The organism is Psychrobacter fozii, assembly GCF_003217155.1.
Lineage (GTDB): Bacteria > Pseudomonadota > Gammaproteobacteria > Pseudomonadales > Moraxellaceae > Psychrobacter > Psychrobacter fozii.
Map to the genome: position 1 here is coordinate 1 of NZ_QJSU01000014.1, position 21,796 is coordinate 21,796.

Annotated in this window: 13 protein-coding genes; 7 read left to right on the plus strand and 6 right to left on the minus strand. The window is 42.1% G+C overall.

Going from position 1 to position 21,796, the window contains the following annotated elements; translation table 11 throughout:
• A partial coding sequence (locus DFP82_RS14030) for a beta strand repeat-containing protein (protein WP_220034753.1) occupies positions 1-3,216 on the plus strand: 3,216 nt, incomplete at its 5' end.
• A gap of 204 nt (positions 3,217-3,420) precedes the next feature.
• Positions 3,421-7,545, plus strand: coding sequence for a Mur ligase family protein (locus tag DFP82_RS14035; RefSeq protein ID WP_110924346.1), 4,125 nt, complete (start codon positions 3,421-3,423; stop codon positions 7,543-7,545).
• A 159-nt stretch (positions 7,546-7,704) separates the two neighbouring features.
• On the opposite strand, the gene DFP82_RS14040 is transcribed toward DFP82_RS14035, so the two are convergent.
• The gene (locus tag DFP82_RS14040; RefSeq protein ID WP_110924347.1) at positions 7,705-8,475 is read right to left on the minus strand and encodes an IclR family transcriptional regulator; all 771 of its coding nucleotides are present in this window, start codon (positions 8,473-8,475) and stop codon (positions 7,705-7,707) included.
• A 182-nt stretch (positions 8,476-8,657) separates the two neighbouring features.
• Between DFP82_RS14040 and DFP82_RS14045 the strand changes: the two genes are divergently transcribed.
• From DFP82_RS14045 to DFP82_RS14055, 3 genes are all read left to right on the plus strand, one after another.
• A complete protein-coding gene (locus DFP82_RS14045; protein ID WP_110924348.1) occupies positions 8,658-10,049 on the plus strand; it encodes a GntP family permease in 1,392 nt (463 codons plus the stop codon).
• 71 nt (positions 10,050-10,120) lie between these two features.
• A complete protein-coding gene (locus DFP82_RS14050; RefSeq protein ID WP_110924349.1) occupies positions 10,121-11,311 on the plus strand; it encodes an iron-containing alcohol dehydrogenase in 1,191 nt (396 codons plus the stop codon).
• A gap of 59 nt (positions 11,312-11,370) precedes the next feature.
• Positions 11,371-12,867, plus strand: coding sequence for a CoA-acylating methylmalonate-semialdehyde dehydrogenase (locus DFP82_RS14055; RefSeq protein WP_110924350.1), 1,497 nt, complete (start codon positions 11,371-11,373; stop codon positions 12,865-12,867).
• A gap of 334 nt (positions 12,868-13,201) precedes the next feature.
• Here DFP82_RS14055 and DFP82_RS14065 read toward each other — a convergent pair whose 3' ends face one another.
• Positions 13,202-14,107, minus strand: coding sequence for a LysR family transcriptional regulator (locus DFP82_RS14065; protein ID WP_110924351.1), 906 nt, complete (start codon positions 14,105-14,107; stop codon positions 13,202-13,204).
• A 318-nt stretch (positions 14,108-14,425) separates the two neighbouring features.
• Between DFP82_RS14065 and DFP82_RS14070 the strand changes: the two genes are divergently transcribed.
• Together DFP82_RS14070 and dld are read left to right on the plus strand one after the other, a co-directional pair.
• Positions 14,426-16,129, plus strand: coding sequence for an L-lactate permease (locus tag DFP82_RS14070; protein ID WP_110924366.1), 1,704 nt, complete (start codon positions 14,426-14,428; stop codon positions 16,127-16,129).
• 35 nt (positions 16,130-16,164) lie between these two features.
• Positions 16,165-17,916 (plus strand): D-lactate dehydrogenase, encoded by a 1,752-nt coding sequence (gene dld / locus DFP82_RS14075; RefSeq protein WP_110924352.1) that lies wholly within the window; start codon positions 16,165-16,167, stop codon positions 17,914-17,916.
• Positions 17,917-18,218: 302 nt separating this feature from the next.
• On the opposite strand, the gene argE is transcribed toward dld, so the two are convergent.
• From argE to DFP82_RS14095, 4 genes are all read right to left on the minus strand, one after another.
• Complete coding sequence (gene argE, locus DFP82_RS14080) at positions 18,219-19,364, minus strand: acetylornithine deacetylase (protein ID WP_245905739.1); 1,146 nt, start codon at positions 19,362-19,364, stop codon at positions 18,219-18,221.
• Between the two features lie 36 nt (positions 19,365-19,400).
• On the minus strand, positions 19,401-20,333 hold the full coding sequence (locus DFP82_RS14085; RefSeq protein WP_110924353.1) for a LysR family transcriptional regulator: 933 nt from the start codon (positions 20,331-20,333) through the stop codon (positions 19,401-19,403).
• An 84-nt stretch (positions 20,334-20,417) separates the two neighbouring features.
• Positions 20,418-21,092 (minus strand): DUF1028 domain-containing protein, encoded by a 675-nt coding sequence (locus DFP82_RS14090; protein ID WP_110924354.1) that lies wholly within the window; start codon positions 21,090-21,092, stop codon positions 20,418-20,420.
• Between the two features lie 53 nt (positions 21,093-21,145).
• On the minus strand, positions 21,146-21,559 hold the full coding sequence (locus tag DFP82_RS14095; protein WP_110924355.1) for a RidA family protein: 414 nt from the start codon (positions 21,557-21,559) through the stop codon (positions 21,146-21,148).
• Positions 21,560-21,796 lie beyond the last annotated feature (237 nt).

The following is a 21,796-nucleotide window of genomic DNA, read 5'->3' on the forward strand; positions in this document are numbered from 1 at the left end:
ACCGCTGATGCCAATGGCGACTATAGCGTGACCCTTGATACGCCACTGACCAATGGCGAAGTCATCAATGCCATGGCCACCGATGCCGCTGATAACGTCTCAGTAGAATCGGATCCTGCGAGTGCCCCTGACAGCACGGTACCAACGGCGCCGATTATCGCCCCTGATGTTACCGACAACGTCGCCAATGATGGCAGTGGTGATGCACTTGACCCTGCAGAAACTGTCGCCAATAACGGTGTTACTAACGACAACACACCAAGTGTGACCGTACCTGCTGATCAGGTGGCTAATGGCACTCCGCAATTGGTTATTGATGGAAACGTCGTACCTTCCACCTCTACACCTAATGGCGATGGTAGTGTGACCTTAACGCCAACCACGCCACTGACTGATGGTGAGCATGACCTAAGTTACCATCTCACAGACGATGCCGGTAACGTGAGTGATGATGCGCCTGCTGTTAGCGTGACGGTTGATACCACCGTCATCATCGCTCAAGATGACTCCAATGATATCGATTTAGGTAAATTACAAGTAACCACTTATCCTTCAGTAAATAACGATAGCGTCACCGTACTTGGTGTCGCCGAAAGCGATAGCGGTACAGATGGTACGCTTGACTTTACGGTAAGTGAAGGCGCTAATGGCACGGTCAGTATTGAAGTTAGTCAGACAGCGCTAGTCGCAGTAGCGGATGCGGTCAATATCGAAGTCTACAATAGTAATGGCGACCGTGTTTATGTCGGTACGACTGGTGGTGACCCATTGGTGGGTGATGTAATAGGTCTAGAATTATTGGGATTGACGGGCAATGACACATTAACAGCAGTCGTATCTGGTTTAGAGCCAGGAGATTACACTGTGGTGGTGCGCAAAAGTGAGAGCGCATTAGCCACTTTAGTACAAGATGTGGAGTTGGCAGAGTTGGGTGACTCAGGCATCATTTTAGGTCCAGATAACCAAGAGGCTGTCTTAAATGCAGTGGAAACCTCACTCAATACTGATTATCCTATCTTGCAATTGGGTACTACTGTTAAAGGCATCCTCACAGTTGCATTGGGTGAAACAAATGAACTGGGTGTCGATGACTTGATTGATGTACTCCAACAAAATGCACTAGTAGGTGGTCTACTTGCAGGTTTGCTTGACCCGGTATTGGATGCGGTTGCAGAAGCATTGCTCAGCAATACCTTAACGCTGCTTGAAACCACCGATGTCACCGCCACACTAACGGAATATGATTTTGACTCAAGTACGGCCATCACAGGTAACGTGATTGACCCTGACGGGTTGGTAACAGGTGAGTTGGGTGAAGATACGGTTACGGCCAACACTAAGCTGACGGACATAAGCAGTGATAATACGATGTCAGAATCAACATCTCAGCTTGTCGACGGTGTCAATGTATTTACCATACAGGGTCAATACGGTGTACTAGTGATTGATGAAAATGGTGATTATACTTACACGGCCAATGGTGATTATGCTTCGTCAGGTGAAACAGAGGTGTTTGAATACACCATCTCTAACGGTACAGCAGGTAACAGCGATACCGCAAAACTGGTGATCAATCTCAGCTCTACGGCACCTGCTGCGCCAATCGCAGCGGCAACTATCACAGACAATGTAGCCAATGACGGCAGCGGTGGTGTACTAACACCTTCAGAAGTCATTGCAGATGATGGCACCACAAATGACAATACACCAAGCCTTGAGGTTGCTGCTGGTGTGCTTAGTGACAGTGAAACACTACAGTTAGTGGTAAATGGTATCGTAGTTGATGCAGTGATCACTGAAAACACTGATGGCAGCTATACTTTAACGCCGCAAACGCCTTTAGATGATGCTAAGTATGAGCTAAGCTACAACATCAAAGATGCTGTGGACAATGTGAGCGGTAACGCACCTGCTGTGACAGTCACAGTAGATACAACCTCACCAGCAGCTGTAGACAATGAATCCACGCTAAATGTGAATGTCACGCCCACCATCACCACGCAAGAAACACAAACACAACCTGTAGGAGGGCTGTTAAATCTTGGCGTGCTTTCGGATACGATAGCTGTGAGTGTGCTAGGTAGCAACAGTGGGCTCACTTTTGTAGTGCCCAATAACTCTACTGAGCAAGTGACCGTAGATGGCACTGGTTCAGCTTTCCTAGACTTGTCATTGTTAGGCGATACCAATTTTGACCTTGTAGTGTATAGAGTTGAAGAAGGTAGCACCGATGCTGTATTAGTATACGAAGAAGTAAACTGGTTGGTTAGCTCAGGAGGTGTTTTGGGAGCTTCGTGGAGTGCGAATGAGCTGGTATTACCAGAGTTTGAAGGTGGCGGTACTTATTACGTGACACTAGGAAATGCTAGCGGGCTGTTAAATGTTAGCTTATTAGGTAGCTTATCCATCAGTACAGTGTCCGATGTGGTTACCAATTACAGCCCAGATGAAGGTGTCGATGGAACGGTAGCGGGTAACGTTATCACTGACTTAGGCGCTGATGGTACTGATACGGCAGCTACTGGTACCGTAGTATCAGCAGTCGATGGCTTAGCAGTGATTGACGGCACAGAAATAGTAGGTAACTATGGCATGTTGACCATTAATTCGGATGGTAGTTACAACTATGCGGCTAATTCTACGTTTACAGGTACTTATGGTGATGTAGATGTTTTTGAGTATACGATTACTGCACCAAATGGTGAGTCATCTTCTGCAAATCTAGAAATTACGATCGACTATGATTCTGAGAGTGGGGCAGCTGCAGGTCGTGTAAGTGCCAGTAGCTTCACACTTGCTGATGATGCAGCTTCTATCGATATTCCTGACACCTCATTGACTGTCTCAAGCGAAGGGCTTGATGTTCTAAGCTTTGAAAGCGAAGATCAAACCATCAGCTTATCTGATATCTTTGAAGTTGATGTGATAGATATAAGTGGCATTGGTGCCAATACGTTAACCGTACAAGCGGCAGATATTGCGAATTCAGGAACCTCAGATGCGATCTATGTTAGAGGCGATAGCGATGATACCGTAGATTTAGGTAATATTGGTGCTGATCTCAGTGATACAGATGGATCTGGTAATCCTTCGAATTGGATCGATACAGGAACCGATGTTACAGATGCTGATGGGCAACAATATAATGTGTGGGCGCTGAGCACTGACTTGGCTACACAGGTCAATATTGATGTTGATATCACCAATGTTATTTAATTGATATCAGGTGTCTGAGTTATTTAAGCCATATCAGTTATTTAGTATCGGCTAATCGTAATGTAAACGTTAAAACGCTCCCAAACTGGGGGCGTTTTTTACAGGGTATACATAACCGTATTGAGCTATAGTTAATAAGCCTTAAGGGCAGATAGGATAGTGCCCAAAATACTAAAAACAGTGAATAATAAAGGACAATAAAAAATGAGCGAAACCACCAGTATGAATGGCCTAATGACTCACTTAAAAAATAACTTACCAGCCATCTATGAACACTGGGTACAAACACATATTACCCAAGTAAATACTGAAAATAGTACTGGGAATTTTCAAGATGCTGCAGTAGATACGCTGCCTACTACCTTCATCTTGTCAGTCTCTGATGGCCATAAAAAAGCCAAAGTAGTCACTTTTATTATTAATGATTTATTGAAACTAAAGGAAGCAGATAACACTAGTAACTTCTCTAATTTTGAAAAAATATTGCCAGTGATAATGGCAAAAGTAGATACGTTATCAGAAAAATTTGATGCTCCTATCGCTTGGTTAAGGCTTGAGTGGCTCAATCAAGTCTCACTCACTACTTGGTCAAATTTTCAGCAAAGTCTAAAGGGCTTTAAACGCAATTATTACCGCTCAGGCATTGCATTTGAAGGTGTGCGAGAGCCATGGTTATTGCTCACCGAAATGGAGTTGAATGCTAATGCCTGTCTTTATATGGGTAACACGGTTTCTCATGCAGGGGTTAATGATAATAACCTGAATGTGTATCTAAAAGCGCGCCATGGCAGTAGCCAAATTCCAGATTTTAGCGATGACTTGCCCATTATTAGTTTTAATACGGCGGGTGTGTTTATTGATGAGCACACAGGTGAGTGTCATACCCTTGATACACAGCCACGCTTTAAGGGTCACCGCAAGTTGTTGCCACTATCGGCAAATACGACTCAGCCTATCATTGAGATGTCTACAAATTACTTAGCCAGACAGGTGCAGCCTTCTGGCCAGTATGTGTATGGGTACTTTCCTTGTTTTGGCCGCACGATAGATACTTATAATAGCCTGCGTCATGCCAGTAGCACCTATGCACTGATAGAAGGCTATGAAGCTTGTCATAGTTTTGACGCCTATCGTAACGATGAGGCTAAGCTTGCTTTGGCTAATATGAAAGTTAGTATTGATAATGCCATGAGCTATTTGATTGATGAGCTTATTCAGAACTATGATGACAAAACGTATGTGATTGATACTGGCGGAGAGATTAAGTTAGGCGCAAATGCTGTTGCGATCTTAGCAATCGTTAAATATCTGCAAGTGTTTAGAGACACACCAAAAGCAGATGATTATCATGCGTTGGCAGAGCAATTAGCGCTAGGCATCATCGCGATGCAACAAGACGATGGCAGCTTTGTGCATGTCCTACATAGCAAAGACTTAACGCTAAAAGCGAAAAACCGCATCATTTATTATGATGGGGAGGCGGCATTTGCAATGATGCGTTTGTATGGTTTGACCAAAGATACGCGTTGGCTTGACTGTGTCACTTGTGCTTTTGACTATTCTATTAAAGCCAAACATGATCAAGCGCACGATCATTGGTTATCTTATTGCTCAAACGAGCTGATCATTTATAAGCCTGAAAAAAAGTATTTTCAGTTTGCGGTCAATAACATTGCAGGCTATACCGATTTTATCAAAAACCGTATCACTACTTTTCCGACATTGCTTGAGCTATCCATGGTATTTCATAAAATGCTATTAAAACTAGATGAACATCCGGAGTTTCATGATGTGTTAGCAGGTTTTGATGTTCAAGGGTTTTATCAGGCATTGCATGCACGTGCTAATCATCTTATAAATGGTTTTTTCTTTCCAGAAATGGCCATGTTTTACAAATCCCCGCAAGCTATTTTGCATGGATTTTTTATCCGCCATCACTCGTTCAGAGTGCGAATTGATGATGTAGAGCATTATTTATCAGGGCTTATTGGTTACTTTGATTTTTTAAAAACGGCCAATTATCCAAAGCTCGCTGCAAAGAAGTATCAGTCAAATTATGATGTAATCCATGCACATAACGAAGACAAAAATCAGCCAGTAGAATCAGATAGTCAGGCTTTGAAACAATCTGTGTTAACAGCCAATTCGCTGGTCCTTGCCACTAAGGGGAGGTGGCTAGTCACACCGCCAGTAGATTGGTCTGCGACAGGATTATGCATTTGGCAACCCAGTTTTGAGTCAGGTCAGTTAATCGTGGCTCGAAGAAAAAATATGGCGGTAGGCTATTTGTCTGAAAAGTCGCTTGAGTCTTTAGTGAAAAAAGGCGCTTCTGCCATTATCACTGATGATGCCATAGCATACAAAAACTCAAGTATTCCTGTGCTGTACGTGCGTGATATACGTCAAGCGACTATTGCGATTGGACGATATGCTCGTCAAGTCTTTGATGGTCAGGTTATCGGTATTACCGGTAGCGCCGGAAAAACGACAACGGTGCATATGTTGGCACATGTACTGAATGGTTTCGGCGGTGCGAGTTACACTCAATCTAGTGCAAATCTACCAGTAGGTATTGCATGGAATTTAGCTTCTATGCCTCATTCTATAAACTATTGGGTACTAGAGATGGCGATTGGCTCTATGTCTGCCAATACCAATTTAGTCCGCCCTGATATAGCACTCATTACCAATATTGCTCCAGCACATCTTGAGTATCATCATAATATTGAGACTATTGCTCTCAAAAAATCACGTATTTTTGAAGGTATGGCACCAGGTTCTCTCGCCATTGTTTGCCGAGATATCGAGCAGTATGATTTGATTGAGCGTTTGGCAACCACGTGGGGTATTCATGTCGTCAGCTATGGTGAACATGATGATGCAACAATTAAGCTACTTAGTTATAATCAAAAAGAGGCACAAGCACAGATAGCAGTTGATGGTCAGACTTATCTGCTGAATTTACAGGCCCGTGGTCAGCACATGGTGCTAAATGCGATGGCTATATTGGCCGTGGTCAACCATAATAACTTACCTATCCGTGAAGCCATTACTCGATTAGAGAGTTTTAAAGCCGTGGCTGGGCGAGGGCAAGTACTTGAAACGACCTATAAAAACCGACCAATCACACTTTACGATGAAGCTTACAATGCTAACCCATTATCCATGCAGGCAGCACTCGAAACCTTTGAACAGTTACAGGAACCTACCCATCAAAAATTATTAATTTTGGGTGATATGTTAGAGCTAGGGGGTGACAGTAGTAATTACCATTTACAGTTGGCTCCTATCATTGAGAGGATGAATTTCAGAGCTTTGATTTTAGTCGGGAGTCAAAGCAAAGTATTGGTTGATAAGCTTAAAAGTCTAGACATAACACTTTATCACTTTGAAGACGTACAAGCCTTAAGCTCGAAATTACATGAGTTTCTTAAAGATCATGACCATGTTTTTATTAAAGCCTCTAATGGCATTGGGCTCAATAAGCTATTCATAGAGGGTAAAAACCCTATTGTTTATCAGCAAGAGTTAGCAGTAGTTGAGACAAAAGATACTACTATTATGAAGGATTTTAATACAGACGCCGCCATACTGTTTGAGAGTTTTAAACTAAACGATAATGAGATAACCGCTCAGCGTCTTATCATAGAAAACAAGTCAGCAATACCGAAAATGATGGCATCGTTGGCTAAATTAATGACGGTTATGTTGGTCTGGGATAAAGTGATGCAGGATAAAATCGATCCTGTCACGACTACGGTAGAGATGCCGATTAGTTTATTAAAGGGTAGTAGTGAGTACTATCAGTTTTACCAAAAAGACGAACAAATACCGTTAATAATACTTATTGAGTCTGCTTTAATCGCTAGCTCTAATGAAGCAGCATTTGCTTTAGCCTGTTGGCACTCTGGTACTGAACCGACTTTCGTCACTCAAATGGTTCGTCAGTCATACTTTCTTGGTTTAAGAGGCAGTCATTGGACCAGTTGTTCAGGTCTTGAGAAAAGTGCTTATACAACGGCTCAAGACATGAGTAAGCTTGCCAAAGTGTTTATCAGCCAGTATGGGGCGATAGCTTCTTTTTGTTCGTTGAAATATTTTGAATTTAATGGAAAAAGAGTTTTTAATACCAATAAGCTTATGCGTTCTTACCCCAATATTCCAGGATTAAAAACAGGTAACTTAGTCGGTATAGGCTCTAACTTAATCAACTATTGGATGGATGATGATGTGTATTATCTAAGTATTGTGCTAGAGACTGAGAGTCGAGAGGTATGCTATGAGCTGTCTGAGAAAATCATGAATCAATGTGTGCAATCTACGTTATAAAAGCTAAATTAATAAAGGTTAATTCATAAACTTGTTATGGTTTCTCTAGCATAATATTTCACCTTGTACTCGAGAAAGTGTCTCCCAGATACTTCCTCTTTTTCCTATTTATTATGCCTATCAGTGTCAATAGGATATCAAGCTCACTTGTTCATAAGCTTATTTATAATCCTGATTAAAAGTCACTGCTAGCTCCAAAGCGGCCTCACGCATCAGAGGTACGTACTCTAGTAATTCTTCCAAAGTTTTTCTTACTGTCGGGCCGTGGGTAAATACTGTCGCAAACGCTTTATTTTCATCATTAGGAATGAGTACGGCACAGGCGACCATGCCTGGAATAAACTCTTCATTATCTATGCCTATTCTAGTATCTCGAGTCTCAGCAATGGTCTGCATCAAACGTTTTTTATTCGTCTGAGTATTGGTGGTTAATGCATGTATAGAAATTTTATCGATGATACGTTCGCATTTTGCATTGGATAGCTGTGATAGGAATAATTTACCACTAGCACTTGCCCAAATGGGCACATGAGTTCCAACTGGTAGGTATATTTGAAGTGGCCAATCAGACAAAACCCTGTCGATATAGACAACATCTAGGTCTTGCATAATGGCAATACCGACAGTTTCCCCTATTTGTGATGATAGTTGCTGCAATATCGCAAGTCTTTCAATCTTGAAATGATTGTTCTGCAATAAATCCATCGCTAGCTTGTAGGTTCTTTTTCCAGACGTTACCTTTCCGGGTAAGTCGAGTTGTACGAACCCAATATTTTGTAGTTGATCTAATAATCTATACATACTAGGTATAGGCACATCCAATGTGTCCGCTAAGTCGCTCACACTCATCGGTCTTTGCGATCTTGCTAGAATTTCTACAATTTGCAAAACCCGCTCAACACTAGAGCCCTTCTTTTTAGTATTAACCATGGCTTTGTAGCCTCCTAACCAGATGACATTAAATCTCTCTAGGCATTATAACGATAATATTTGTCCGTTTGAGGCTTGTTATTATAAAAATATTCTGTTATTTTCTTAAAACGATAAATATTCTATCGTTATGTAATTTTTTAACAAATGGATTTGATGTAGTTATCGCACAAGGAGTGCACATGATAAGTTTATTCCCCATTTTGCTGTCGCTAGGGTTGCTGATGTATTTGGCTTACCGTGGTCATAGCGTCATTTTGTTAGCCCCGTTATTAGCAATGCTAGCTGTGCTGTTGAGTGGTGAGGCCAGTACGATGCTAGGCGTCTATACCCAAGTATTTATGAAAGGGTTGGGCGGATATATCATCAGTTTTTTCCCGCTTTTTCTACTAGGGGCTATATTTGGTAAATTGATGGATGATTCAGGATCGGCATTGAGCATATCCGAATCATTGGTCGCCAAACTTGGCAAAAAACAAGCGGTTCTGTCTATTGTCATGGCTTGTGCCATTTTGACGTACGGTGGGGTATCGTTGTTTGTAGTAGGTTTTGCGGTATACCCAATCGCTGCTGCTCTATTTCGTGAATTAAATATTCCAAAAAGACTGATTCCTGGTGCAATTGCGCTAGGTGCTTTGACTTTTACGATGACGGCGTTACCAGGCACGCCTGCCATTCAAAACGCTATTCCCATGCCATTTTTCAAAACGGATTCTTTTGCAGCCCCTGGTCTTGGTGCTATCGCTGGCTTGATTATGCTAGTAGGTGGCATGGTTTGGCTTAACTATCGTGCTAAAAAAGCTTTCAATGCAGGGGAGGGTTATGGTGAGCACCATAACGATAAGTTAGTTGTCACCGATAGTAGCGCTAAGCCTTCATTACTGGTGGCATTATTACCCATTATCTTGGTCATATTGATTAACTTTATTTGTACGAAATGGCTATTACCTAGCATGGATAACAGCTATTTGGCGAGTGAAGCGTTCGGTGCTGTGCCACTGGCTAAAGTACTCGGTATTTGGGCTATCGTCATTGCTTTAGTTGTATCTTGTGGGTCAATGATTTTGCTGAATTGGAAACGTTGGAAAAACTTAAAAGAATCCCTTAGCGAAGGTGCGCTTGGTTCACTACTGCCTATCTTTAATACAGCCTCTGAAGTTGGTTATGGATCAGTAATCGCTACTTTGACAGGGTTTATCATTGTAAAAGAATTTTTATTAGGCTTATCTCCAGGCAATCCACTGATTTCAGAAGCTGTGTTCGTCAATGTGATGGCAGGTATTACTGGCTCTGCATCAGGTGGACTAAGTATCGCCCTCAATACTATGGGAGACAATTATCTTCAATTGGCCTCTCAATTTGGCATCAATCCTGAGTTAATGCATCGTGTAGCGTCTATCGCATCAGGTGGTTTGGATGCGCTTCCTCATAATGGCGCAGTGATAACGCTATTGGTGATTTGTCAGCTTACGCACAAAGAATCTTATAAAGATATTTTTGTGGTGGCTGTTGCCGTACCTGTGCTGGCACTTATAGCTGTCATAACTTTAGGCACGTTAATGGGTTCGTTTTAGCACAGTATTCAACACAAAATATTAAACACACAGTATGAAAAATATCGTGATCAACACAAGGATAGGTAAATATGTCACATAGTATTCTTCTCCCAAGAATAATGGAGGTCGGGCGTAATGCATGTCAAAAGCTACCGACAATATTAGATAGCTTGGGTATAAAAAAGCCACTCATTATCACAGATGAAATGATGGTGAAACTCGGCTATGTAGAGAAACTACAAGCCATTTTAAAAGAGGTTGATATCACGGCTGATGTATTCTCGGATACTATGCCAGAACCAACTGAAAGCTCTATTGAATCAGGTGTGCAGCAAGTACGACATCAAGAATATGATGGGTTAATTGCTTTGGGCGGCGGCAGTCCTATAGATAGTGCAAAAGCCATTTCAATTTTGGGTAAATTCGGTGGTGTCATTAATGACTATAAATTTCCTCGTCAAGTGAATGAAGCTGGCTTGCCTATTGTTGCCATTCCTACTACCGCAGGAACAGGGTCAGAGGTTACCAAGTTTACTATCATCACTGATGAGGCCAATAACGAAAAGTTATTGTGTGTCGGTATGGGGTTCATGCCAGTCGCAGCGATTATTGACTATAGTCTCACGATGACCGTCCCCCCTCGCACGACTGCCGATACGGGCATTGATGCAATGACACATGCTATCGAGGCTTACGTTAGTCAAAAACGTAATGCTTATAGTGACCAGCAAGCTTTAGCGGCATTACGTTTGATTGGACCCAATCTACAAAAAGCCTATCACGATGGTAAGGACGAAACGGCACGTGAAGCGATGATGTTGGGCTCTACGTTAGCGGGCATTGCATTTAACAACTCATCAGTGGCCTTAGTACATGGTATGAGTCGGCCAATTGGGGCGTTCTTTCATGTACCACACGGTTTATCAAATGCGATGTTATTACCAACGATTACCGAGTTTGGTATATCAAGTACTCCGGATCGCTATGCAGACTGTGCCCGTGCACTAGGTATTGCTGAACTCAACGATACAGACGACCAAGCAAATATAAAGCTGATTGCTTACTTAAAAGATTTGAATACGGAGCTTAAGGTGCCTACATTAGCGCAATTTGGGGTTCAAAAAACAGAGTTTGATGAGCTGGTCAATACGATGTGTGACCAAGCGTTTGGCTCAGGCTCGCCTAACAACAATCCTCGGATACCTAATTTAGAAGAAATGCTGCAACTTTATGCGTTGCTATGGACAGAAAGCGCCTCAGATGGTGTTTTACCAAGCTAATAAACGGAAATTTTACTTTTAATCCAATTACCAACTCAATGCTATAAAAGGAATATATTATGCAAACTATCGGACATTTTATTAACGGTCATACGATTACTGAAGACGGTCAAACTCAGCCTATTTATAACCCTTCTACGGGTGAAGTCAGCAAGCAGGTTGCGTTAGGTGGTGCTAAAACGATTGATGAAGCCGTCGTTGCAGCAAAGGCCGCTTTTCCGGCATGGCGTAAAACTCCACCGATGAAACGCGCTAGAGTGATGTTCAAATTCAAAGAATTACTAGAAAAAAATGCTGATGAAATCTGTCGACTAATTGGGGAAGAGCATGGAAAAATTTCACATGATGCCGCTGGTGAACTACAGCGCGGTATCGAAAATGTTGAATATGCTTGCGGTGCACCAGAGTTATTAAAAGGTGAGCACAGTCGTAATGCTGGCCCAGATATTGACTCTTGGAGTGAGTTCCATCCTCTTGGAGTCGTGGCTGGGATTACCCCGTTTAACTTTCCTGTGATGGTGCCTCTTTGGATGTTCCCTATGGCTATCGTCTGCGGAAACACGTTTATTCTAAAGCCATCTGAACGTGATCCTAGTGCCGCCATGTTTATTGCAAAATTGATGAAAGAAGCAGGATTGCCTGATGGTGTGTTGAACGTCGTCAATGGTGGCAAAGAGGCCGTTGATGCGCTTTTGCATCATTCAGATGTTGAAGCCATAAGTTTCGTGGGCTCTACACCAATTGCAGAGTATATTTATACGACAGCCACCGCTCAAGGCAAAAGATGTCAAGCATTAGGCGGCGCAAAAAACCATGCAATCGTGATGCCAGATGCAGACTTAGACAATGTGGTTACTTCGCTACTAGGCGCTGCATTTGGTTCGTCAGGCGAGCGCTGTATGGCGCTATCTGTTGCGGTCGCAGTCGGTGATGATATAGCTGATAAAATGGTTGAAGCATTACAGCCTGCCATACAGCAGTTGAAATTAGGTGCTTATTCTGACAAAGAAAATGATTTTGGTCCTGTCATTACTGGTGCGCACAAATCTAAAATTTTAGAGCATATCAAAAGTGCTACTGACCAAGGAGCCAACGTCATCATTGATGGCTCTGGTGCAGCACCGACAGGTCATGAGCAAGGTTTCTTTGTGGGTCCAACTCTAATAGATAATGTGACAAAAGAGATGGACAGTTACGAAGCAGAGATTTTTGGACCAGTGCTTCAGGTGATGCGTGTGCAGACAATGGAAGAGGCGATACAGCTCATAAATGAACATGAATACGGCAATGGCACGTGTATCTATACCCGAGATGGGGAGGCGGCACGTTACTTCGTTGATAATATTCAGGTGGGTATGGTTGGCGTTAATATTCCATTACCAGTGCCTGTCGCTTCTCAAAGCTTTGGTGGTTGGAAGCGCTCATTATTTGGAGATTTATTTATGTACGGACCAGATGGCGTTAGATTTTTTACTCGCCGAAAAACGATTACTCAACGCTGGCCTAGCGCAGCGATACGAGAAGACAAGCAGTTCTCGATGCCAACTTTAGGTTAGCGTCTATAGCTTGTCTGCAGTACAAATAACACTCTCAACAAAAAAGCCACTTAGCTATTAAGTGGCTTTTTTGTGGTTTTTGGGTCATGGTAAAGATAGAGCTCTAGTCTCGAAATAGATGTCACTCTATAATTTTCCTAAGACAGTTGCGTGAAAGTTATGATGATTATGAAGGTATAGCGCTAAACCCTAAAGAAAAAATACGCCTAGTCGCTGACCTTGGAGATGCCAGTTTTATGATACTGCAGGGCAGTAGCGATAGTTTGAACGTATCAACATATAATCAATGCTTTAATTTATCTTTGCTTATACACATGAAAAACAGGCTTATTATTTAGCAGTAATAAGCCTGTTTTTCATGTAATGACTCTCGCAGATGCTCAACAAGCAGTTTCAATTTTTGATCCGGTTGCTTTGCTTTAGGATAAACCGCATACATTCCCATTCTTTTTCGTGTAAAACGTTGCAAAATCTGTGTGAGCGTATTTTGCTGTAGCTCCTTATAAACAAGTGCTTGTGGTAAAAAAGCGATGCCTAAATCGCTAAGGGTCGCTTGTTTAATCGCATCAAGATGGTTGCTATAAAACCGGCCTTCTATAGGAAGCAATTGCTCTGTGCCATCTATATATAGTGGCCATATATCGTTAGCCGCATTATCAAACTTATAGACCAAGCATTTATGATCCTGTAATTGTTCAGGTGTCTGAGGTATACCATATTTCCCCAAATAGTCCGGTGTTGCACATATCACCCACTGGCTATCTATAAGACGCCTCGCAATGAGAGATGAGTCTTCAAGCTCTGCGGTTCTTATGGCCAGATCAAACCCTTCTTCTATCAAATCAACCAATCGATTGGTAATTTGCAAATCCACCGATATTTCAGGGTGTTGTTTGCAAAATTCAGCAATCGATTCGCTCAATACTAGATTGGCAGAGACCACTGGCATGGTGATACGTATGTTGCCTTTCATATCCTCACCGTAACCCGTCACTGCATTTTCGGCTTCTTGAAAGGCAAATTTAGCAATTTTCGCTTTGTTATAAAGGGTCTTTCCTGCATCAGTTAAGCTCAGCTTTCGGGTGGTTCTATAAAGTAGCTGTGCGTTTAAGTTTTCTTCTAATCTTGCAATGCGTTTGCTTACGACTGAATTCGTCAATGACAGTTTTTCAGCGACCCTAGAAAATGAACCTTCATCAACCACCTGAACGAATAAAACCATATCGTCAGCTTTGGCCATACTTGTTCTCCAATTGCTTTAATGCATCTTGGATTATAGCAAAAAAAGAAAATAATATTGTCCTTTGATGCAATATATCAATGTATTGACAAGGCGTAGAATATTTTAGGGCGTTTTGAGCATTTGGTCATGGCACTGATAGAGATTGTTTTCGGTGTCATCTGACAGACATCTTTAACAAATTAACTGTGATTAGCAGTACCTATTTATAAATGCTCAATACCTCAGTCATCACTAAGTTATGAAAGATTAAGTCATAAAAATAAATACTGACATGGCTTTACTCAAGGAAGGTCACACAATCAAAAGGATATGATTTTGAATCAGACAATATATGGACTCCTGGCACTATTACCAATTGTTCTCTGTGGTATTTTGCTTATTGGCTTACAGTGGTCAGCCAAAAAAACCATGCCAATTATTTTAGCCGTTACTGCTGGGCTTGCGCTTTTCATCTGGGATATGACGCTTAATCGCGTGTCCTCATCGATCATTCAAGGTATGGTCATTACCGTCTCAGTATTGTGGATCGTCTTTGGTGCTATTTTCTTACTGAATACGTTAAAACACACTGGTGCCATCGCCGTTATTCGTGCTGGGTTTACCAATGTATCGCCAGATAGACGAGTGCAAGCCATTATTATTGCATGGTGCTTTGGGACATTCCTTGAGGGTGCCGCTGGTTTCGGTACTCCTGCCGCTATTGCCGCACCTTTACTGGTAGCGATAGGGTTTCCAGCGCTAGGTGCAGTGTTAATGGGAATGATGATACAAAGTACGCCTGTATCATTTGGTGCGGTCGGTACGCCTATCGTTATTGGGGTAAATAAGGGATTAGATACTGCAGCTATTAGCGCCCAACTGGCACAAGAAGGACTAGAGTGGGGTGACTTTTTACAACTGATTACCAGTCAAGTGGCTATTATTCATGGTGTCATTGGTACGTTCATGCCACTTATCATGGTGATGATGCTTACTCGTTTCTTTGGCAAGAACAAAAGCTGGAAAGAAGGCTTTGCGATTTGGCCATTTGCTATATTCGCTGGCTTGGCATTTACGATTCCTTATACCCTAACAGGTGTCTTTTTAGGGCCAGAGTTTCCGTCATTGGTCGGTGGTTTGGTCAGTGTCGCCATTGTGGTTAACGCGGCAAAACGTGGATTTTTAGTGCCAAAAACCACATGGGATTTTGAGCCGCAAAAGAACTGGCCAAGCGAATGGATGGGTAAATTAGTAGTCAGTAAAGATGATTTGACGCCGAATTTAGATGACAAAAAAATGTCTACTATCATGGCATGGTTCCCTTATTTGCTGGTTGCCCTTTTACTGGTTTGTTCAAGAGTATTTGAGGGGTTCAAATCTTTTCTTAGTAGTGCGACGTTAGACTTTACCTCCTTATTAGGCGAGGCAGATATCAGTGCCAGCTTTAGTCCTTTATACTTACCAGGTGGATTGTTATTAATCAGCGCCTTGGTTGCCGCCGCTTTTCAAACCAAAAATTCAAGCAGTGCTCTAAACAGTGCATTCAAAGAGTCGGGAAAGACTGTATTAGGGGCTGGATTCGTCCTTATTTTTACGATTCCAATGGTTAGGATTTTCATCAATTCAGGCATAAACTTATCAGATGTGGCAAGTATGCCAGTCGCCAGTGCAGAGTTATTTGCGGGTACTTTTGGCAGTGCTTTTCCATTGATTAGTGCAACCATTGGGGCATTAGGTGCCTTTATTGCCGGCTCTAACACCGTATCTAACATGATGTTCAGTCAGTTTCAATTTGAAGCCGCCATGAGTTTACATATTTCACCTTCTTTAGTCATCGCAGCTCAAGCAGTTGGTGCTGCAGCTGGTAATATGATTGCCATACATAACGTGGTGGCTGCATCAGCAACGGTGGGTCTACTCGGTATGGAGGGCGCCACACTTAGGCGTACTATTTTACCTACCCTCTATTATGTGTTGTTCTGTGGCATCATCGTCATGGCTGCCATTTACCTCTTTGGTTTTCAAGGGCCTTTAGCATAATGAGTGACACACAATCACAAGTTAAGGAGCGTCATATGGCTTCATCAAACCTTTTCTCATCAAACATAACGTATCCGGACACACTCCGTCCTGATCAAGTGTTAGATAAGCTAACGCATTTACTGGGAGCCAGTAATGTACAGGCTGATCCAGAGAAAAACGAGCACTATAGAATGGGGTGGCGCTCTGGTGGCGGCAATGCTTTGGCTGTTTTGTTTCCGCAAACTCTGCTGGAGATTTGGCGCAGCTTAGAAGTATGTGTGGAAGGCGACTGCATTATTATCATGCAAGCGGCAAAAACAGGCCTGACGGAAGGCTCAACACCGAGCGGTAATGACTACGATAGACCGGTGGTTGTGATTAACACGCTTGCAATGAACCAGTTGTATTTGGTGAATGACAATGAGCAAGTGATTAGCTTGCCTGGGGCGACATTACATCAGTTGCAAAGTGAGCTTAATACCGTAAATAGGGCGCCTCACTCGGTCATCGGGTCATCGACATTGGGTGCGTCTATTATTGGTGGTATTTCTAACAACTCTGGCGGTGCGCTGGTGAAAAGAGGGCCTGCTTATACTGAGCTTGCGCTGTTTGCCCAAATAAATCAACATAGTCAACTGGTGCTAGTCAATCATCTAGACGTAGAATTGGGCGACACTCCAGAAGAAATACTCACTAATTTACAAACAGGTAATTTTGATAAAAGAGAACTACTTGACACTGGCAAGCTAGCATCTGACAAAGAGTACATCGCTAGAGTAAAAGATGTTGATGCAAGCACGCCAAGCCGCTTTAATGCGGATAAGCGAAGACTGTATGAGGCCAGTGGCTGCGCGGGCAAGCTTGCCGTGTTTGCAGTACGTCTTGACACTTATCCAATAGCGGCAAAAGAGAAAACCTTTTATATAGGTACCAACAGTGTGAGTGAGCTGGCACAGCTCAGAAGGCAGATACTATCAAACTTCGAAAATATTCCTGAAGTTGGCGAGTATATGCATCGTGATATATTTGATGTATCTGCTAAGTATGGCAAGGACACGTTCCTGAGTATTAAGCATCTCGGTACAAATGCCTTGCCTAGACTGTTTTCTATCAAAGGCGCTATAGACGCAAAGTTCCATAAATGGTCATGGATGCCAAAGCATTTCACTGACAAAGTCATGCAGTTCATCGCCAATATATTTCCAAAGCATTTACCGAAGCGCATGATTGAGTATCGCGATCAATATGAACATCATCTCATCATGAAAATGAGTGATGATGGTATAGCAGAGGCTCAAGACTTTCTGAAGACGTTCTTTACTGCTTCAGACACGGGTAACTATTTTGAATGTAGTCAGGAAGAGTCAGAAAGCGCGCTTTTAAATCGTTTTGCCGCAGCTGGTGCCGCATTACGCTATGAAGTCATGCATGAAAAAGAAGTCGGTGAGATATTGGCATTAGATATTGCCATACCGCGTAACGAATTAGAATGGCTTGAAATCCTACCTGAAGAAATTGAACAACATTTGGAAAAGAAACTCTATTACGGGCATTTCTTTTGCTATGTATTTCATCAAGATTATATTTTGAAGAAGGGTAGTGATGCACATCTTGTTAAAAAGATGATGTTAGAGCTGCTGAGCGCCCGCGGAGCAAAATATCCTGCTGAGCATAATGTAGGGCATCTATACGAAGCAGAACCTGATTTGCAAAACTTCTATAAAAGTCTAGACCCAACCAATACCTTTAATCCGGGTATTGGCAAAATGTCGAAAACCAAACGTAATTGCTCGTGTTGTTTATAACTGGACTCTAAAACTGGCATTGGCCTGATTATTTATCAGTTGCTAAGTAGTTAAGTTACTAAGTAGCTAAGTAGCTAAATAGTTCAGTGTTTGTTTATTATAAATGTTCAATACGCACTAGGAAGCACTGCCGATTGGTAGTGCTTTTTAATGTCTAAAATCAGAAAATTCCATCATTCTTAACAAATGATGGAATTTTCCAACTGTATTGGCATAATCAAATGGGAAAGCTACCAAGAGCGTATAACCATTGCTTAAAGCCTCTCAACCGCCGCCGCCATTTTTACTAGCAGGGTATGATGCTATTTCAACTGTTTTAATAATTTCTCCAAAAACAAGTCACACTTATTCATTTCAGAGATTTCTACATACTCATTAGGTTTATGACCTTGCTCCATGGAACCTGGCCCACAAACAAAAATAGGGCTATCAAAGGTTTGAGAAAACAAACCACCTTCTGTCCCAAAAGATATCTTTCCGACGGTAGTGTCATCTGAAAGTAAGGATTTCAAAAACTGTAATTCAGGATGCTCATGACTGGTACTTAACCCTGGATAAGCATTCATAAAGTGGATATCAGCATATTGACTGTGAGAGTGTTTTTGCAGGTTTGCATTGATGATATCGGTAATCGTGTCAATACTGTCTTCTGCTATGTGCCGTATCTCATAATCTATAGTACAGCTGTCTGAAACCACGTTTAACGCGGTGCCACCTTGAATTTTCCCAACATGAATAGTGGTGTAAGGAATATCATACTCTTCATCACGTTGTCCGCTCTGAGCCAATTCATTCTGACTGTCTACCAAAGACGTTACTACTTGTGTGGCAACATGAATCGCATTGCGGTAATTGGGTGCCATAGAAGAATGCCCATTCTCTCCACTACAACGCGCCTGATAAACTGCTTTACCTTTATGCCCTAACGCTATTTGCATCGAGGTAGGCTCACCAATCACGCAAAACCGTGGCGTCTTAATCAACTTTGGCAACTGAGGCAAGATATTTCTAACGCCCAAGCAACCAATTTCTTCATCAAAAGATAAGCATACATGCAGCGGGATAGTCAGTTTCTGCTGGCTGGCTTGGCACATTATTCTAATCACACAAGCGATAAAGCCTTTCATATCCGTCGAACCGCGCCCGTAAATTTTATCATCACGTTCATCAGCAATGAAAGGATCACTCTCCCAGTGGTCTTTATTAGCAGGAACCACATCGGTATGCCCTGATAACAAGACACCGTGTTCCTCTACTGGACCAGTTGTAGCAAATAAGTTGGCTTTGTTGCCTTCTTCGTTATAATCGACAACCACAGAAATGCCATAGCTGTCGAATAGGGATTTGATGGCTTCGATTAAAGATAGGTTGCTTTTATAAGAGGTCGTGTCAAAACCAATCAGTGTTTTTAATATTTCTATGCTACTGTCTTTCTTTATTAATGACATAAATAACCTCTTAAATTTGAATGTTATTGGTCGTTGTTATAAGGCGCTCATTCCGGGGATATTGCCATCTGCAAAGCAACGCTGACAGTGTTGAATAAAGGATTTAACCAATAGTGTGTTGTGTGCATTAATTGGCGTCATGATACCTATTTTCATTGGTCTCAGATTTCCTTGGATTGGTATGCGTACTAACTCTTTGCCATCCATAGCAGTATTGACCCTCGGTCTTGTATTAAAAATACTGTATCCCAATTCATTGGCGACCATTGTTTTGACAATCTCAACATAGTGACTTTGGGTATGTATATTTGGTGTTAGACCTTGCTGCTCAAAAAGCGATAAAAAGTACTCGTAACTGTAGGGGATATCCAACAGAACCATGGGCAGTTTGGATAAGGTTTTTAGAGAAACGGATTTTTCTGATGCTAAAGGGTGGTTGGCAGCCACTAAAGCATAAGGTGGTAAGCTCGCTAATGGTTGAAAGTTAACTTGCTTCTCATCAATTTGTAAATCGAAGGTTAGTGCCAAATCCAACTTATTAGAGAGTAGGGACATCATCAGCATACGAGGCGTATCTAAGTTTAAATCGATCTCGACTTGTTCAAAGGTTTGCGAATAATGTTGAATCACTTCGGAGTACAACGTTGGTGCAGCACCAATATAACAACCCAGCTTCAATTTGCCTTTTACCTCACTAGAGATCTCAGCAGCCCAAGCATATAAATCTGACGTTTCATCTAGAATTCTTTGGCACTTCTTTTTGAGCAACTCGCCTACTGGGGTTAGCTGTAGGCCTTTTGCGTGTTGTCGAATAAAAAGTTGCACCTCTAATTCTTTTTCAATATGAGCAATAGCGGCCGAAATCGATGGCGACGAGATATGCACTTCTTCTGAAGCGGCTAGGATGCTGCCATGTTTGGCAGTACCAACGAAATATTCCATCTGACGTAAAGAGATTCGGCGGTTCATGTATATACTCATATATTTAATAAAAGGGTACTGTCACTGTACCCTCAATTATTAAACATAACGCGTCGTATTACACTATTTTATTCACAAGTCGCCAGGCACGCCGTAACTTGGTGCAGTCGTTGGATCTACCGCTCTTGCTATATAGTCATTCATTTGTGGCTCATAAACCTGCCAAGCAGTCGCTAAGTCATCAATTGGGTTCTCTGACCAGTCTAACCGTAAGTCGACGATAGGCCACTGTATGTCTTTAGTCATAACCATCAAACCAACTGAATGAACAGGTCCAGCTTCACCGCCAGCAGACAAACCGGCTTTCATAGCAACCAACAGTCGCTCTGCTAGGGATCCATCAGTCTGCTCAAACGCCTCAACAATCGCTTGTGGCACAGCATCGTGATCGAGCAAGTTTCCGGCACTAACCACATCTGTGCTGATGAAATGTCCATGAACACCTAACGTCTGCTCGCCACTGAATACCGCGCCTTCGTCTTCATTATTCAAAGCAACCAATTGGCGATACTGTATAAAGTCTTCAGTTTCAACCAAACGTTTAATAGCGTTCTCTGGCGTGTCGCCTTGCTCTAAAGCGTCGAGAATTTTGGTACCCAGCATAGGATCAGTAATGTTTTGACTCATTACCATGCCAACCCCAGCACGACCATGCAAACATCGTGACGCAACTGCAGGTGAAGAAGATGACACGGCACCTCCAATTTGTCCTGTTTTTTTACAGCGAGCAATAATAGAAAAGGTCATGTTAATCTCCAAATGCAATAGTGTTTACCTGATGGTTTAGATCTAGGTCTGCGTTAGTCAGGAATGACAGCAGTGGCGTCTACTTCTACTAGCCACTCAGGTCTGGCTAATGCCGTGACTACAATACCGGTAGAGACCGGATATACGCCTTTCAGCCACTTGCCGACGACACGGTAAACGTCTTCACGATAGCGTGGATCAACGATATAAATCGTGATTTTGCAGATATCTTCTAATTCACCACCTGCTTCTTTTAATAGCATATCAATGTTGTACATCGCTCTTTCCGTCTGTCCTGCTACATCGGCAAGGCAAACGCTTTCTGTGGTTTCGAGATTTTGTCCAATTTGGCCTCGAAGAAAAACAGTACGCCCTCTAGCAACGACTGCCTGACACAGATCATTGTCTATACTTTGTTCGGGGTAAGTTTCTTTGGTATTGAAGCAGCGAATCCTTTCATGTTTCATGTTCTGTACCCTTTGGTTAAATCAATGAAGAAAATTTAGTATAGGTAAACTCTGAAACCTTATCTATTCTGATTTTTTGTACTTCTGATTTAGAAATAGTAAACCAGAGAAGCGAAATGATTTTAAGCATCATTACTTACTTGTGAGTTTTCTATTGATTTTGTTTTTCTGAAGCAATAGTTATTAAAAGAGTTATTTAAATTGTTGTTGTTTCACATAGGATGTAGATAGACATTA

What these genes read in the sequence shown, in the direction of transcription:
- dld (WP_110924352.1), top strand. Translation starts at nt 16,165, where the DNA reads ATGGCTTCATCAAACCTTTTCTCATCAAACATAACGTATCCGGACACA.
- DFP82_RS14045 (WP_110924348.1), top strand. Translation starts at nt 8,658, where the DNA reads ATGATAAGTTTATTCCCCATTTTGCTGTCGCTAGGGTTGCTGATGTAT.
- DFP82_RS14040 (WP_110924347.1), bottom strand. Translation starts at nt 8,475, where the DNA reads ATGGTTAATACTAAAAAGAAGGGCTCTAGTGTTGAGCGGGTTTTGCAA.
- argE (WP_245905739.1), bottom strand. Translation starts at nt 19,364, where the DNA reads ATGTCATTAATAAAGAAAGACAGTAGCATAGAAATATTAAAAACACTG.
- DFP82_RS14035 (WP_110924346.1), top strand. Translation starts at nt 3,421, where the DNA reads ATGAGCGAAACCACCAGTATGAATGGCCTAATGACTCACTTAAAAAAT.
- DFP82_RS14050 (WP_110924349.1), top strand. Translation starts at nt 10,121, where the DNA reads ATGTCACATAGTATTCTTCTCCCAAGAATAATGGAGGTCGGGCGTAAT.
- DFP82_RS14085 (WP_110924353.1), bottom strand. Translation starts at nt 20,333, where the DNA reads ATGAACCGCCGAATCTCTTTACGTCAGATGGAATATTTCGTTGGTACT.
- DFP82_RS14095 (WP_110924355.1), bottom strand. Translation starts at nt 21,559, where the DNA reads ATGAAACATGAAAGGATTCGCTGCTTCAATACCAAAGAAACTTACCCC.
- DFP82_RS14055 (WP_110924350.1), top strand. Translation starts at nt 11,371, where the DNA reads ATGCAAACTATCGGACATTTTATTAACGGTCATACGATTACTGAAGAC.
- DFP82_RS14065 (WP_110924351.1), bottom strand. Translation starts at nt 14,107, where the DNA reads ATGGCCAAAGCTGACGATATGGTTTTATTCGTTCAGGTGGTTGATGAA.
- DFP82_RS14090 (WP_110924354.1), bottom strand. Translation starts at nt 21,092, where the DNA reads ATGACCTTTTCTATTATTGCTCGCTGTAAAAAAACAGGACAAATTGGA.